Genomic DNA, 15,437 nt, shown 5'->3' with positions numbered 1-15,437 from the left:
CAGGGGGTGGTTGTCCCTGGGGGTGGCTCGGCCGGCCAGACATCCAGGCCCTATAGCGTCCGGGGCCAGGCGCTGAGCCAGCAGGCCGGCGGGGCCACGGTGGGCGGTAACGGGACGGCCGTCAACGGGACGGCCAGCGGCGGCACCAAGCTGAGCGACGCCCAGCAGCAGCAGGTTGACAAGCTCAAGACCGTGGACCGGGCGGTGCGGGCGCACGAGGCGGCGCACAAGGCGGCGGGCGGCCCCTACGCGGGATCGGAATCCTTCACCTTCACCACCGGCCCCGATGGCCAGCACTATGCCACGGCGGGTGAGGTCGCCATCGACATCGGCTCGATCCAGGGCGACCCCCAGGCCACCATCACCAAGCTGGAAACGGTGCGGCGGGCCGCCTTGGCGCCAGCCGACCCCTCCGGTCAGGACCGCGCCGTGGCCGCACAGGCCCAGGCCGGCATCGTCGCCGCCCAGGGGGAAGAGGCCAAGCAGAAGACGCAGCCCGGTGGCGGTCCGACCAACGGCGACGCTGCCAATGGCGACACGGCCAGCGGCGGCGCGTCGGGTTCCGGCGGTGCGGACGCGGGACGGGTGGGCATCACCGGCGTGACCAGCCGGCAGGGGGCCGCCGCCTACCGCAAAAGCCAAGGGGCGCTGGACGCCAGTATTGTGCAGGCGGCACAGGCCGCCGCTGCCCAGCCTCTGGCCCTGATCGCCTGAAACGCGAACGGCCGGCGACAGCTGTCGCCGGCCGAACGTCCGAAAAGAGCGGCCTTACTTGGCGTCGCTGTACCGCAGCGTGCAGATCTTGGTCGCCATGTCGGCCATGACGGCGCCGCCTTCATTCTTGGCCAGCGTGGCGGCGTCGGCGCATTGGTGCTGATCGATCAGGCTATCCACCCGCTGGGCCACGTTGGTCAGGCGCGCCTTGGTCGCGGCGGTCATGCCCTTGGGCTCAACGGCATGCGGATGCCCGTAAGGTAGCGAGGCGTCAAAACTCGGGATCCCACCCGAAGCGGAAGCGGCACCGCCAGCGCCCCAGTACGCGGCGGCGCCTTGGGATGAGCCGCCGGCCGAGGCGCGAGCGGCGGCAAGGGGGGCGCTCACCAAAACCGCAACCACCAAAAGGGCACCGATGTTACGCATATGCACCTCCTCGGCAGGGCGCCTGGGCGCCGTTTCACAGTCGTATTGTGCCAGCCATCATTTGCCGTATTCAACCTATAAGGTGTGTCGGCCGTCACACATTTGCCAAGATCCTCACCTGAGACGTCATTGGCGGACGGTTGCCACAAGCCCCAATCAAAAAGCCGGCCATCCATGATGACCGGCCTCACTGATTTTCGAAGGCTTGGGGCCGCTCAGGCGAACAGATCCATCATGCTGCCCATCAGCTTCTGCGTGCCCGTCTGGCCGATGGTCCAGTTCTTCATGGTGGTGATCTGATCGCTCAAGGCGCCGGAGATCGCGGCGGCACTGGAGGAGATCGCCGCCGTGGAGGACGCGGCCTTGATCGTAGTGGTGTAGTCCTTGGAATAGTCGCCGGCGGCGACCTGGACACCGTAATTCACCTGCTGGGTCAGCTTGACGCCGGTGGCGCGCGATATCTTCAGCACATAGGTGCCGGAGTCCAGCGACTGCTGGCCGTTGACCATGGCGTTGTAGGCGTCATACGCCTTGCCGGATTTGCTGTCGCTATCCGCCATGACGACGCCGCTCTTGGTCATGACCTGAACCCGGGTCTGATCCAGGTTCAATTGACCGAGGTTGATGGCGCCTTTGCGGGCCAGCTTGAAACTGAGGTAATCGGCTTGGTCCCCGGCGGCAAGGCTGCCGAAGGCGTTCACGCGCGTCTGGCCCGTGGTCACCGTACCGATGTCGGTGGCCGAGGCGACGGTGTTGTATTGCGACTTCGACACCGACTTGGTGAAGTCCTGCGGCGTGCCGATGGCGTTGGAGGTTTGGGCCGAGCCCTGGGCGGCGATGGCATCGTTCTGGGCCGCCAACTGCGACTGGATTTGCGCCAGCTGCGCGAACACCGAGGCGTTCGTGCTGGCGCCGGCCGAGGTTGCGGTTGTTGCGACGTTGCTCACGGGAACGATCCCCATTGCCGGTTCCCGCATCCACGCGGGAGAGAGTGGTCCTAACTACCTTGCAGCAGTCTGCGGAATGAAAGCATAAAATGCAATATATTTCCGGTGATAACCGTCGCGGCGTCTCATTTTTCGCGCCCGCTTTGGCGCCACTGTCCGTTTAGATCGATATGTTGAACTTGCCCACACCACCCGCCGCCACACCCGGGGCCATGCCGGGACGCTGCGCCCCAGGGCCGGCGGCCGGCGGGGCCATCATGGGCGCGCGCGGGGCCATTCCGGCGGGCGCGGGGGCGGGAGCGGCCGACGTCGCGTCGACAGGACGCTGCGACAGGCCGGCGGCGATGTTGCGATTGATATCGATCAGCGAGTGCAGCTTGGTGACGTCCAGGTCGCCCAGCCGCTCGAAGGTCTGGCGATCAACGATCAGGGACAACACCAGGATCTTCTCGCGCAAATCCTTAGGCAGGGGGCAGTCCGGCTCCGCCATCGAGGATTGGAAGATGGTCCACAGGCGCTGGTTCAATGACAGCGCCTGGCGCAGGGGTTCGGGATTCTCGGGCGTTTGCGCCGCCAGCATCAGCCGGCGCGCAGCTTCCGTCAGGCCCCAGGCTTCGATGTCGCGGGGATTGTCCGACGCGGGACGGTTGGTATATCCGGCCGAAGGCTTCATCAGATCACGTGATCCCTGGCTAACTCGTTTCCGGGCGGCGGGTCCGCGACACCGTCCGGCGTGCCGGCCCAGGGGATGTTCCCGCAGGCTGGTCAACGACGGACGGGACGGTGCCGATGCCGTCCTCTACCTTCACCGGAAGGGTCCCATCCTCTAGGGAACGCCTCCGGGCCCTCTCACTCCCGACCGCCCACCGAGGCGGTTCCGCATTACTGGCTACCTCTTTATGGCTACCCTGGGTGGGGCTCCACTCACGAGGCGTATGCCAATAATGCCGACTTGCAAGTATCCCATACTCATTTGGGACCAGCAACCCGGCAACAAATGCCGGCCTGCGCCCCTTCCGGGGGCCCTGCACCTCCTATGTTGCAAGGGGTGGGCCAGGAATGGGCTGGCGGCCGGCGCCGGTCTTCGAGAGAGGTTATTAAGGTAAAAAGGTAAAGATATTTTGAAGCCCACGCCCAAAGGGCACTCCACCCCGCGCCGGGGGTGGGGTTCAAGGCGTGCCGTAGGCTTCCACGATGGGAATGCGCGCCGCGCGCCAGGCCGGGAATACGCCGCCCACCAGGCCCACCACCAGGGCCAGGATGATGCCCTGCAGGGCGACCGCCGGTGTCAGGTGGAAGGTGAAGACGATCTGGGAAAAGCTGGCGCCCAAGGTGGAGCCTGTCAGCCCATCGAACAGCACCCAGGTGACCAGCGTGCCGACGATGCCGCCCACCAGCGCCAGCACCAGGCTTTCCAGCAGCGTCCCGATGAAGGAGGAGGTGCCGCTGAAACCGATGCAGCGCAGGGTGGCGATCTCCTGCGCGCGGGCCGCCACCGAGCTGTACATGGTGTTCAGGGCGCCGGCCAGGGCACCGAAGGCCATGGCGATAGCCAGCGGCCAGCCCAGTTTCTGGATCAGGTCGGAGGTGCGGCTGGCCTGCTGGGCGTAATAGTCGGCCTCCGTCGTCACGTCCAGCTTCAGCTGCGGGTCGTTGGTGGCATAGTCCGACAGGGCCTTCAGGGCGTCGGGACCCGTCAGGCGGGCGCGGATGGACTGGAAGACGTTCTGCCGGTGGAACAGGTCCTGCACCTCCGGCGTGTCGCCCCACAATTCGGATTCAAAGACACTGCCGCCCAGTTCGAAGACGCCCACCACTAGCCAGCTGCTGGTGCCCAGCTTGACGGTGTCCCCCACGTTCAGGCCGGCGAAGTCCTTCTGCAGGGCGCGGCCCACCATCAGCTCATTGGTGCCAGGCTTGAACGCGCGGCCTTCCACGATCTTCAGGCCGGGCCGCACGGCGATGCCGGCGGGCCCCAGGCCGCGCAGGGTGAGGTTGGACCGGGGGGCCTTCTTCAGGTCGCCGTCGGCCGGCACGGCCGTCTTCTTGACGCCATCGACGATGACGTAGAGTTCGGGCGACACGAGGGGTTTGCCGTCCGCGTCTTTCATGACCCCCGGCGCTTCCTCGATCAGGCGCGCCTGGTCGCGGGTTACGCCGCTGTTCAGCTCCGCCTGCGATCCCGCCCGCATCAGGATGGCCATGTCCTTTGTGCCCGTGCCGCGCAGGGTCTGCTGGAAGCCGGCGGCCATGGCCAGGAAGGCCAGCAGCACGGTCACCACCAGTCCCACCGCCACCACCGTGGAGAAGGAGGCCCAGAAGCGTTGCGGGATGCTTTTGATGCAGATGGTGGTGACCACCGCGATCTCGTTGAACACGCGCATGACGTTGTTTCCTACCAAGCGAACCAGCGGGGCGAAGCGAACCAGCGGGGCTGGCGGATCACAGGCGTCCCAGGGCGGTGACGATGTTCAGGCGCAGCGCGTTCCAGGCCGGCAGGAAGCCGGTGACCACCCCGAGAAGCAGCATGAAGGCCAGGCCCAGGCCGGCGACGGGCAGGGTTAGGGCCAACCCGGGAATGGCGCCCGACGCGGCCTTGGACAGCACCGTCACCAGCAAGCCGGCCACGACCAGCCCGGGCACGCCGCCCAGCAGGGACAGCAGCACGGATTCCCCCAGCACTTGGCGCCAAATGCGCCAGGAGGGGAAGCCGAGGGTCTTCAGCACGGCGATCTCCTTGGTGCGCTCGCGCACCGCCATCACCATGGTGTTGCCCACGATCATCAGGATGGTGGCGAAGGCCGCCCCCACCACCAGGGTGATGATCAGGGCGATGTTGCCCAGCTGGGCCAGGAAGGCCTTGCCGAACGCCTTTTCCGACTGGGTGTTGGTCTCCGCGGTGGAGTTGGCGAACAATTCGTCGATGGTGGCGGCCACCGTCTCATTCACCGCGGCGCTGTCCGTCTCCAGTGTGATCCAGCCCACCGTGTCCTTGCCGAAGGTCTTGCTTTCATTAAAGTTTTCGTACTGGAAGATGATGAAGCTGGTGTTGAAGGATTCCTTCGCCGCATAGGCGATGCCGGCCACGGTCAGTTCCCAGGTATGGCTGCCGTCGGCCTTGTTGGTGAAGATGTTGGAATTGAGGGGAATGCGGTCGCCCACCTTCCAGCCATACTTGTTGGCGATGGCCTCGCCCACCACCATGCTGGTGCGGTCGTGGATGAAGGCGTCGCGCTGGGCGGGATCGATGCGCAGGTCGTCACGATAGATCCGCAGATAGCTTTCGGGATCGACGGCGAAGGTGCCGATCTGGTTGCGCGCGTCCTGGTAATAGCCGCCGAACCAGTTGGCGAAGGTGACGTTCTTCACCCCCTTGATGGCCGCGATCTTGCCGACGTAGGAATAGGGCAGGGGCTGGATGAAGGTGATCTTGTTCACCACCACCAGGCGGTTGTCGGCCGACGAGTCCACGCCGTGTTCGAAGGCGTAGTGGATGCTGCCCAGCACGCCATAGATGACGAAGGCCACGAAGATGGCCAGCATCATCAGGAAGGTGCGCAGCTTGCGGCGGAACAGGTTGCGCCAAAGCAGGTAAAGGTCGCTCATGCCACCAGCTCCCGCTCGGTGAAGCGGCCCTTGTCCAGGTGCAGGGTGCGGCGGGCGTATTTGGCCGCCTCCGGATCATGGGTCACCATGACGATGGTCTTGCCCATCTCCTGGTTCAGCAGCCGCAGCATGGCCAGGATCTCGTCCGCCGTGGTGCGGTCCAGGTCGCCGGTGGGCTCGTCGCACAACAGCAGCTTGGGGTCGGAGATCAGGGCGCGGGCGATGGCCACGCGCTGCTGCTGGCCGCCCGACATCTCGCGCGGATAATGGTCCGCCCGCTCCGCCAGACCCACCAGGCTCAGCGCCGCCTCCACCCGCCGCTTGCGCTCCGCCCGCCCAAAGGAAGTGAGCAGCAGGGGCAGTTCCACGTTCCGCGCCGCCGACAAGGTGGGCATCAGGTTGTAGAACTGGAAGATGAAGCCGACATTGTGGGCGCGCCAGCCGGCCAGCTGCCCCTCCGTCAGCGTGTCCACCCGGCCGCCGTCGAAGGTGATGCTGCCCTCCGTGGGCTGGTCGATGCCGCCCAGCAGGTTCAGCAAGGTGGTCTTGCCCGAGCCGCTGGGCCCCATCACCGCCACGAAGTCGCCGGCGGGGATGCTGAGGCCCAGGTGGTCGAAGATGGTGATGGTGTCCTTGCCCTTCACGAACCGCTTGGAAACGTCCTGCAGGTGGATCAGCGTCTGGCCCGTCATGGCCTCAGGCTCCCGATAATGGTCGTGGGACGGTGGTGATGGGGACTATGGGGATGGGGATGGCCGGGCGCGCCTGATCAGGCGCCTTTGCCCTCGTTCAGGAAGGTCACCTTGGCCGCCATGTTGGGCAGGATGCGGGGATCCTTGACCGCGATGGCCACGCGCACCTTGATCGTGGCCTTCTCCCGGCTGGCGGTGGGGATGATGGCCAGGACCGAGGCCGGCACCTTCCAGTCGGGGTAGGCGTCCAGCGTCGCCTCCACCTTCTGGCCGGGGCGGACGCGGGCGATGTTGGCCTCGTTCACCTCCACCTCGAATTCCAGGCTGTCCATGTCCACCAGGGTGCACACGCCCGTGCGGGTGAAGCCGCCGGACGACATGGGGGAGATGATTTCGCCGGGCTGGGCATTTTTTTCCGTGACCACGCCGGTGAAGGGCGCGCGGACCTGGTAGCGGTCCACCATCTCCGCGTCGTAGGCGACGGTGGCGCGGGCGGCGTTCACGTCGGCCTTGGATTTCACCAGCTGGGCGCGCAGCGAGGCGGCGCGGGCGTCCGCCTTGATCAGGTCGGCCTCGCTGGAGAATTGCCGGCCGGTCAGGGCGCGCGTGCGCTCCAGCGTCTTTTCCGCGTCCACCAGATCCGCCTGGTTCGCGACCACGGCGGCCTCGGCCGAGGCCTGGCGGGCCCGGGCCAGATCCAGGTCGCTGCGGGCCAGCACGTCGTCCAGCGTGGCCAGAACCTGGCCCTTTTGCACCAGCATGCCTTCCTGCACCAGGACCTCGCGCACCCGGCCGGTGACATCGGCGGAGACCGTGGCCACCCGCCGCGCCACGACGTAGCCGGAACCGATGAGGTTGCCGCTACGCACCTCGGAAACCGGGGCGGCGGGCGTCGGCTGGGCCGGATTGGCGGCGGTGGGCGCGGGCTTGGCGGAGACGGCCGCCGGCGCCGAATCGGCACCGCCGAAACGGTTCAGCAGGCCGGTGGACCAGGTCACCCCAACGGCGATCACCACGACGGCGGCACCGGCGCCCAGGCCCAGCACGAGGCCCCGCCCACCACCACCGCCTTGCCGCGCCGGTGGTGGCGCCGCCCGATCAATGGCGATGGACCGCAAAAGCTCCGCTTTGTCCCGCTGCACCTCAGCCCCCCGACTGACACAATCCCTAATGGCATCATAGCGCGTGAGGCGCGCTGCCGCACCACAAATGGTTGATCTGAAAGGCGGGGTGCGGGCGAGGGCCACTTCGTGGGGGCGCGAAGGGGCCAGAAATGACGACGGGCCGGCGGATCGCTCCGGCCGGCCCGTCGTTCAGGAACAAGCGGTCGTCGTCAGATGGCGGCGCCGTCCACCAGGTCGGCATCCTCATCGAAGCGGGACAGCAGCGTGAAGATGTGGTTGGCCGCCTGCTCGGCGGTCATGGCCTGGGTGTCGATGCGCACGTCGGGCGACTCCGGCGGCTCATAGGGGCTGTCGATGCCGGTGAAGTTCGGGATCTTGCCGGCGCGCGCCTTGGCGTACAGGCCTTTCACGTCGCGGCCCTCGGCCACGGCCAGGGGCGTGTCCACGAACACCTCCAGGAACTCGCCCGGGCCCAGCAGTTCACGCGCCATGCGTCGTTCCGCCCGGTAGGGGGAGATGAAGGAGACCAGGACGATCAGCCCGGCATCGACCATCAGCTTGGACACCTCGGCCACGCGGCGGATGTTTTCCACCCGGTCGGCGTCGGTGAAGCCCAGGTCGCGGTTCAGGCCGTGGCGGACATTGTCGCCATCCAGCAGCATGGTGTGGCGGCCGTGGGCGTGGAGCTTCTTTTCCACCAGGTTGGCGATGGTGGATTTACCGGCGCCGGACAGGCCGGTGAACCACAGCACGCGCGGACGCTGGCCCTTCATCTGCGAGCGGGCGCGCTTGTCCACGTCCAGCACCTGCCAGGGCACGGTGCGCACGATGGCGGAGCGGATGAGGCCGGCGGCCACCGTCTCGTTGGTCAGGCGGTCGATGAGGATGAAACCGCCGGTGTCGCGATTGTTGCGATAGACGTCGAAGGCGACGGCCTGGTCCAGGCTCAAGGTCGCCAGCCCCACCTCGTTCAGGGCCAGCGTCTTGGTCGCCAGCTGTTCCAGGGTGTTGACGTTGATCTTGTGCTTCAGCGTCGCCACGGTGGCCGGCACCGACTTGGCGCCCAGCTTCAGGATGTAGGGGCGACCGGGCAGCAGCGGCGCCTCCGACATCCACACCAGAGTCGCCTCCATCTGGTCGGCCGCCTCGGCGGCCTCATCCAGGGTGGAGATGATGTCGCCACGGCTGATGTCGATCTCGTCCGTCAGGGTGAGGGTGACGGATTGGCCGGCAACGGCCAGGGGCAGGTCGCCGTCATGGGTGACGATGCGGGCCACCCGGCTTTCCTGCCCCGACGGCAGGACGCGGATGCGGTCGCCGGGGCGCACGGTGCCGGCGGCGATGGTGCCGGCATAGCCGCGGAAGTCCAGATTGGGACGGTTCACCCATTGCACCGGCAGGCGGAAGGGTTGGTTGGCGCGCCGGTCCGCGACCTCGACCGTTTCCAGATGGCCGATCAGCGTGGGCCCCTGGTACCAGGGCATGGCGTCGGTCAGGGTGGTGACGTTGTCGCCCCTCAGCGCCGACAGCGGGATGGCCTGGATGTCGGTCAGGTCCAGCTGGCGGGCGAAGGCACGGTATTCCGCGACCACGCGGTCGAAAACGGCCTGGTCATAGCCCATCAGGTCCATCTTGTTGACGGCCAGCACGATCTTGCGGATGCCCAGCAGGGACACCAGGAAGCTGTGGCGCCGCGTCTGGGGCAGCACGCCCTTGCGCGCGTCGATCAGGATGATGGCAAGGTCGGCGGTGGACGCGCCGGTGACCATGTTGCGCGTGTACTGCTCATGGCCGGGCGTGTCGGCCACGATGAACTTGCGCCGGTCGGTGTTGAAGAAGCGATAGGCGACATCGATGGTGATGCCCTGTTCCCGCTCCGCCGACAGGCCGTCGACCAGCAGCGCGAAGTCCAGGTCGCCGCCTTGGGTGCCTACCTTGCGGCTGTCGGCCTCCAGGGTCGCCAGTTGGTCCTCGAACAGCATCTTGCTGTCGTACAGCAGGCGACCGATCAAGGTGCTCTTGCCGTCATCGACACTGCCGCAGGTGATGAAGCGCAGCAGGCTCTTGGACTGTTGGGCCGCGAGATAGCGCTCGATCTCGGACACGCCCGCCTCCAGCGTCTCGGGCAGGGGGGTATCGGGGGCCATCAGAAGTACCCTTCCTGCTTCTTCTGTTCCATGGAGGCGCCGCCGTCGCGGTCGATCACGCGGCCCTGGCGCTCCGACGTGCGGGCCAGCAGCATTTCGCGGATGATGGCGGGCAGGCTGTCGGCGTCGCTGTCGATGGCGCCGGTCAGCGGGTAGCAGCCTAGGGTGCGGAAGCGCACACGGCGCATCTGCGGCGTCTCGCCGGGCTTCAGCGGCAGGCGGTCGTCATCCACCATGATCAGGGCGCCGTCACGCTCCACCACCGGGCGTTCGGCGGCGAAGTACAGCGGTACGATGGGGATGTTTTCCAGGTAGATGTATTCCCAGATGTCCAACTCGGTCCAGTTGGACAGGGGAAGACGCGGATGCTCTCGCCCTTGTTCTTGCGCGCGTTGTACAGCTGCCAGAGCTCGGGGCGCTGGTTCTTGGGGTCCCAGCGGTGCTGTTCGTTGCGAAAGCTGAAGATGCGCTCCTTGGCGCGGCTCTTCTCCTCATCGCGGCGGGCGCCGCCGAAGGCCGCGTCGAAGCCATAACGGTCCAGCGCCTGCTTCAGCGCCTCCGTCTTCATCACCTGGGTATGGATGGCGGAACCGTGGGTGAAGGGGCCGATGCCCCGCGCCAGGCCTTCCGGGTTGGTGTGCACCAGCAGGTCCAGGCCCAGGTCGGCCGCCCGCTGGTCACGGAAGGCGATCATCTCGCGGAACTTCCAAGTGGTGTCCACGTGCAGCAGGGGGAAGGGCGGCTTGGCCGGATAGAACGCCTTCATCGCCAGGTGCAGCATGACCGCGCTGTCCTTGCCGATGGAATAGAGCATCACCGGGTTCTGCGTTTCGGCCACCACTTCCCGCAGGATGTGGATGCTTTCGGCCTCAAGCCGTTGGAGATGCGTCAGCCGGGGGGCCGAAAGAGTGCCTGCAAGCGCTGCGGGAAGGGGGGAGGGGGGCTGTACGATGCTGTCCAACACTGCCGCGTCTTTCACGTCGATCACTCTGTCCGTCACGCCTAGGCCACCGTCTTATACGGCTAACAGTCTAATCCGCCTGCGGTTGCACGCCAACGGACACGCTGCTGGTCGGCTATTTCCTCAATACCCTGTCAAGAGACGTATAAAGGAAACTTTCACAGCGGGCATTGCGATTATGGAATTGCTGTTGGGGCGAAAAATACCTGGATGAATGGGTAATAAATAACACGCTGACGGTGTATTTTTCGTTAACGAACAAAATGGGGGAAATTCCCAGGGAAACCTCGGTTAATCCCGCCCTACTCAGTCCGCTGTTTCCAGGAAACGCCGCCCCAGCGCTTGCCATGACGGGGGCCCTATGGTGCCGATGAGGCCTCCCAGGGCCCGGGCGCGATCGGCGTCGCCGGCGTCGCAGGCGGACTGTAGCTGACGCGCCGCCTCCTCCAGCCGTCTTAATCCACAATTTCCGGCCGTGGAAATAAGGTCGTGGGCCTGTTGCCCTAAGGCGTGCAGGTCGGTCCTGTCGTCCGCGGACGCCAAACTCGCCACCCTGTCCACCCGGCTGGCGCCGTTGCCGATGAAGTCGCGCACCAGGCGGTCAAACGCGCCGGGGCCCGCCACCGGCTGCAGGCGGCCCAGTACCCCCTCCTCCAACAGCGGCAGGTCGGCCACGGCGTTCGCGGCCGCCGGCGCCGGTTCCGGCGTCGCAACCGGCTCGGGGGCGGGGGCCTCCATCCCGGCGGTGGCGGAGCCTTTGGCGCGGGACCAATCGTCCACCACCTGCAGAATTTGCTGTTGGCGGAAGGGCTTGTAGACGCAATCGTCCATGCCGGCGGCGGCATAGTCGGCGCTCATTCCCGTCATGGCGTTGGCGGTCATGGCCAGGATGGGGGTTCGGGCCCGGCCTTCCGCCGCCTCCGCCGCCCGGATGCGGCGCGTGGCCTCCATACCGTCCATCACCGGCATCTGCACGTCCATGAGCACGATGTCGTAGCGGTCGCGGGCGCAGGCCGCCACCGCCTGCGCGCCGTCCTCCACAACGGTGACCACGTACCCGGCCTTGCGCAGCATCAGGCTCGCCACCGCCTGGTTGGTGGGGTTGTCCTCCACCACCAGCACACGGCGACCCTGGCCGCCCGGCGCCGTTTCCGGTTCCGCCGCCGGCTGGGGCGCGCAGGGCGGTATCAGGCAGCCGAAGGCGCGCGCCACCGCCTCGTTCAAGGACAGGCGGCGCACCGGCTTGGCCAGCAGGGCGTCGTAGCGGGCATCGACCGTTGGCTGGTCCGGTTCGATGGAACTGACAAGGATGACGCGCAGATCCTGGAACCGGGCGTCGGCGCGCACCCGCGCCACCACCTCGGGCCCGTTCAGGCCAGGCATGCGGTTGTCGATCAGCAGGATGTCATAGGGGTCGTCGCCCCCCGCCGCCGACCACAGGCGCGCCAGCGCGGTTTCCCCGTCCGGCGCCTCGTCCACGCGCAGGCCCAGGTCGAAGCTGAGGTTGTGGGTCAGGATCAGGCGGTTCATGGCCAGGTCGTCGACCACCAGGGCGTGGCGGCCGCGCACGCTTTCCAGCGAGGGCAGGGGCGCGTCGGCCGGTTCCGCCGGGGCCAGCGGCAATTCGAACCAGAACAGGGATCCCTGGCCCGGCGTGCTCTCCACCCCGATGTCGCCGCCCATCAGCTCCACCAGCTGCTTGCAGATGGCCAGGCCCAGGCCGGTGCCGCCGAAGCGGCGGGTGACGCTCGCATCCGCCTGGGTGAACTTCTGGAACAGGCGCCGGGACTGCTCGTCGCTGAGGCCGATACCGGTGTCCTGCACGGCGAAGCGCAGGCGCCGCGTGCCCGGCGCGGTGCCGGGCAGACAGGTGACGATGACGCTGACCCAGCCGCGGTCGGTGAACTTGACGGCGTTGCCGGCCAGGTTCAGCAGCAGCTGGCGCAGGCGGGTGGGATCGCCGCGCCAATGCCGCCGCGCCTCCTCCACCACCAGCACGCCCAGCTCGATGCCCTTGTCGCGGGCGCGGGGCGCCAGGATGGCGGCCACCCCCTCCACCAAGTCGCCCAGGTCGAAGGACAGGTTCTCCAGGTCGACCTTGCCCGCCTCAAGCTTGGAGATGTCCAGGATGTCGTTGATGACGCCCAGCAGGGCATCGGCGCTGTCGCGGATGGTTTCGGCGTAGCCGCGCTGCTCGGTGGTGAGGCCGCTGGTGTCCAGCAGCAACTGCACCATGCCCACCACGCCGTTCATGGGGGTGCGCACCTCATGGCTCATATTGGCCAGGAAGTCGTTCTTGGCGCGGTTTGCCTCCTCCGCCCGCCGCTTTTCCGCAGCCAGGGCGCGGGCGCTCTCGCGCGTGGCCGTCACGTCCCAGTTCACGCCCACGATCTTGATGGCTTGGCCCTGGTCGTCCCGCTCCACCAAGCCGTTGGTTTTGATGTGACGGATGGTGCCGTCGGGCAGGCGGATGCGGAACTCCGTATCCAAAGGCACCTCGCCGCGCACGGCCGCCTGCACCTCCGCCTGCATGCGGCCCAGATCCTCCGCATGGCAGCGGGACTGCCAGGTGGCGAAGGTCAGGGGACCGGGCGTGTCCGGGTCGACGCCGTACATCTGGAACATGCGCTCGTCCCAGACCAGCTCCTGCGTCGCCAGATCGTATTCCCAGACGCCGATACCGCCGGCCCGCGTCGCCAGGGTCAGGCGCTTGCCAGTGGCCATCAGCTTGGCGTTGATGGTGCTCAGTTCCTGCGTCATGCCCTCGGCGATGGCCGTGGCGCGGGCGCGAACCAGGTGCAAATTGGCGGTCAACGCCGCCAGCATGAGCGAGATGAAGGCCAGGCTGGCCGCGGCCAGCGCGGCCCCCGCCTGGCCGGCGGTGGCGAAGCTGGCGGCCCGTGACCAGGCCAAGGTCAAGGCGTGACCGCCCTCATCCACCCGGCTCACGAGATCCGGGGTGCCCAGGCCCGAGGTTTTCAGGCCCACGCGCGCGGCCAAGCGGCCCCCCAGGGTGTCGGGTGTGATCTTGCTGTACAGCAGGGCGTCGGGCCGCGTCTCGCCGCCGTCGTACACGGCGACGTTGACCTCATCCACCCTGTCGCGCAGCGCCTCGCGGAAGAACACCTCGGAGATGAAGGGGGCGTAGATCCAGCATTGCAGGGCGTGACGGCGCTGCGCCACCGTGTCCAGCGGTTTGCCTGGCGTGTAGACGGGAATGAAATAGAGGAAGCCGGCCCGCCGCTGCGCGTCCTGCACCAGGATGATGCGCTTGGTCATGGCGGGCTGGCCGGTGTCACGGGCGCGGAAGGCGGCGTCGCGGCGGTTGGCTTCCGTCGCCACGTTCAGCCCCAGGGCGGCGGCGTTGGCGCCCGCCGGCTCGACATAGGTGATGACGTCGTATTCCAGCGCGTCGGCGAAGTCGTCCAGCACCGGTTCGGTGGAGGCGGCGTGCAGCTTGAAGTCAGGCGCGCCGTCGGCCCGGACACGCGCCAGGAAGGCCTCCAGCCCATCGGTGGGCACGGGATAGACCACGCCGATGCCGTTGATGCCGGGATAGCGGCCATCGATGTTGATGGTGCTGGCGAAGGCCCGCCACTGGGCGCGGCCCACGGGCAGACCGGTGGCGTAGAGGGCGGCGCCGGACTCCAGCGCGTTGGAATAGACCAGCAGGCGTTCGTGGATGCGCGCCATGGCGTTGTCCACGATCTTGCCCAGGTGGGCCTCATCGCGGGAGCGGGCGATGTCCGTCCGGTCCTGGAAGACGCCGGTGGCCACCAGGCAGCCCACCAGAAAGACGATGGATCCCAGGCGCGCCGACTGCGGCGGAATGTCGGAAAAGACAATGGCGGTCAGGGCGAACGTGGCCAGCATGGCCTGCATGTTCAGCAGGCTTTCGTTCAGGGTGGCATCCATGAACGGGCCGATGCCGGCGGTCGTGCCCAGCACATAGACCGTGGCCGCCACCAGCACCACCAGGTGGGCCGCCGCCGGGCCGTACCGGCGGGCGGCCAGCAGGATGGCGGGATACAACAGGAAGATGCCCAGCGCCGCGGCCGGGCCCAACAGCGTCCGCGCTATGGGCAGGAAGGGCAGGGTCAGGGCCGCCACCGTCAGCCCCAGCACGGGCATCAGGCCGCTGAACAGCGTGGTCCATAGGTGGGCGGGCCGGTAGTCGGCGGCCTTGGCTTCCCGCAGGGCCACCAGCAGGGCGGTGACGATCAGGATGCCCAGCGCGTCGCCCGTCCACCAGGTGATCCAGATGGCACCAAGGTTCACGTCCCAGGACAGGTTGCCCGCCACCAGCAAGGCGCTGACGCCGACGGTGGCGCTGCAGACGGGCGCCAGGATGGCGGCCAAGCCATGGGCGGCGGCGCGGGAAACCTGCAGCCTCTCCTTGTCGATGCCGTCGATGCGCGTGAACAGCAGGGCGCCCAGCGCCGCCTCACCCGTGTTGCCCAGGGCGATGAAGGCTGCCGTCAGGGGCCCCACGCCGGGAGTGAGCAGGTTGGCGATGAAGGCGCCGATGAGGACGAAGGGCCAGGCGCCCCGACCGAAGATCAGCAGGCCCGCCACGGCCAGGCCGGAGGCGGGCCATACCGGGCTGGCGCTCTCGCTCAGGCTGGCCAGGGCCAAGCCCAGGCGTGCCGTGCCCAGATATGCCGCCGCCAGGAGCAGGACCTTGAACGAAGTCGCCAGGGCGTGCCCCGGGAGTGGACGCATGACGCCGCCTGTCTTCACGTGCGCGCCATCGCCCGCACCCCTCATGACCGGCAAGTCTAACGGCATGGGCCGGGTGATAGAAGCTGTGCAATCGGGGA

At 67.4% G+C, this 15,437-nt stretch carries 11 protein-coding genes and 1 pseudogene; 1 reads left to right on the top strand and 11 read right to left on the bottom strand.

Annotated elements, in window-relative coordinates; genetic code table 11:
• The first annotated feature begins 6 nt into the window (after positions 1-6).
• Positions 7-714: a putative metalloprotease CJM1_0395 family protein gene (locus tag UAJ10_RS25865; RefSeq protein WP_322918195.1), complete on the top strand. Its 708-nt coding sequence runs from the start codon at positions 7-9 to the stop codon at positions 712-714.
• Between the two features lie 54 nt (positions 715-768).
• Here UAJ10_RS25865 and UAJ10_RS25860 read toward each other — a convergent pair whose 3' ends face one another.
• From UAJ10_RS25860 to UAJ10_RS25810, 11 genes and pseudogenes are all read right to left on the bottom strand, one after another.
• The gene (locus UAJ10_RS25860) at positions 769-939 is read right to left on the bottom strand and encodes a hypothetical protein (RefSeq protein ID WP_322918192.1); all 171 of its coding nucleotides are present in this window, start codon (positions 937-939) and stop codon (positions 769-771) included.
• A gap of 416 nt (positions 940-1,355) precedes the next feature.
• Entirely contained in the window at positions 1,356-2,087 is a 732-nt protein-coding gene (locus UAJ10_RS25855) for a hypothetical protein (RefSeq protein ID WP_322918190.1), read from the bottom strand.
• A 160-nt stretch (positions 2,088-2,247) separates the two neighbouring features.
• On the bottom strand, positions 2,248-2,760 hold the full coding sequence (flaF, locus tag UAJ10_RS25850; RefSeq protein WP_322918189.1) for a flagellar biosynthesis regulator FlaF: 513 nt from the start codon (positions 2,758-2,760) through the stop codon (positions 2,248-2,250).
• A 496-nt stretch (positions 2,761-3,256) separates the two neighbouring features.
• Positions 3,257-4,471 carry an ABC transporter permease gene (locus UAJ10_RS25845; RefSeq protein WP_322918188.1) on the bottom strand — a complete coding sequence of 405 codons (1,215 nt, stop codon included), beginning with the start codon at positions 4,469-4,471 and terminating at the stop codon, positions 3,257-3,259.
• A 58-nt stretch (positions 4,472-4,529) separates the two neighbouring features.
• Complete coding sequence (locus tag UAJ10_RS25840; RefSeq protein ID WP_322918186.1) at positions 4,530-5,693, bottom strand: ABC transporter permease; 1,164 nt, start codon at positions 5,691-5,693, stop codon at positions 4,530-4,532.
• Positions 5,690-6,385: an ABC transporter ATP-binding protein gene (locus UAJ10_RS25835; protein ID WP_322918184.1), complete on the bottom strand. Its 696-nt coding sequence runs from the start codon at positions 6,383-6,385 to the stop codon at positions 5,690-5,692. Before UAJ10_RS25835 ends, UAJ10_RS25840 begins: the two co-directional genes overlap by 4 nt.
• A 77-nt stretch (positions 6,386-6,462) precedes the next feature.
• A complete protein-coding gene (locus tag UAJ10_RS25830; protein WP_322918182.1) occupies positions 6,463-7,527 on the bottom strand; it encodes an efflux RND transporter periplasmic adaptor subunit in 1,065 nt (354 codons plus the stop codon).
• Positions 7,528-7,718: 191 nt separating this feature from the next.
• Entirely contained in the window at positions 7,719-9,656 is a 1,938-nt protein-coding gene (gene cysN, locus UAJ10_RS25825; RefSeq protein ID WP_322918180.1) for a sulfate adenylyltransferase subunit CysN, read from the bottom strand.
• A complete protein-coding gene (locus tag UAJ10_RS25820; RefSeq protein ID WP_322919055.1) occupies positions 9,656-10,063 on the bottom strand; it encodes a phosphoadenosine phosphosulfate reductase domain-containing protein in 408 nt (135 codons plus the stop codon). The genes cysN and UAJ10_RS25820 overlap by 1 nt, the downstream gene beginning before the upstream one ends.
• Before the next feature lie 2 nt (positions 10,064-10,065).
• Positions 10,066-10,494, bottom strand: a pseudogene (cysD, locus tag UAJ10_RS25815) (sulfate adenylyltransferase subunit CysD); the annotation flags it as partial.
• A 429-nt stretch (positions 10,495-10,923) separates the two neighbouring features.
• Positions 10,924-15,339, bottom strand: coding sequence for a CHASE domain-containing protein (locus tag UAJ10_RS25810; protein ID WP_322918179.1), 4,416 nt, complete (start codon positions 15,337-15,339; stop codon positions 10,924-10,926).
• Positions 15,340-15,437 lie beyond the last annotated feature (98 nt).

It is taken from the genome of Nitrospirillum guaranorum (assembly GCF_034653275.1).
In the GTDB taxonomy this organism is placed as follows: Bacteria; Pseudomonadota; Alphaproteobacteria; order Azospirillales; family Azospirillaceae; genus Nitrospirillum.
The sequence above is the reverse complement of the archived record's forward strand: the minus strand, read 5'-3'. Positions and strand labels throughout refer to the sequence as shown.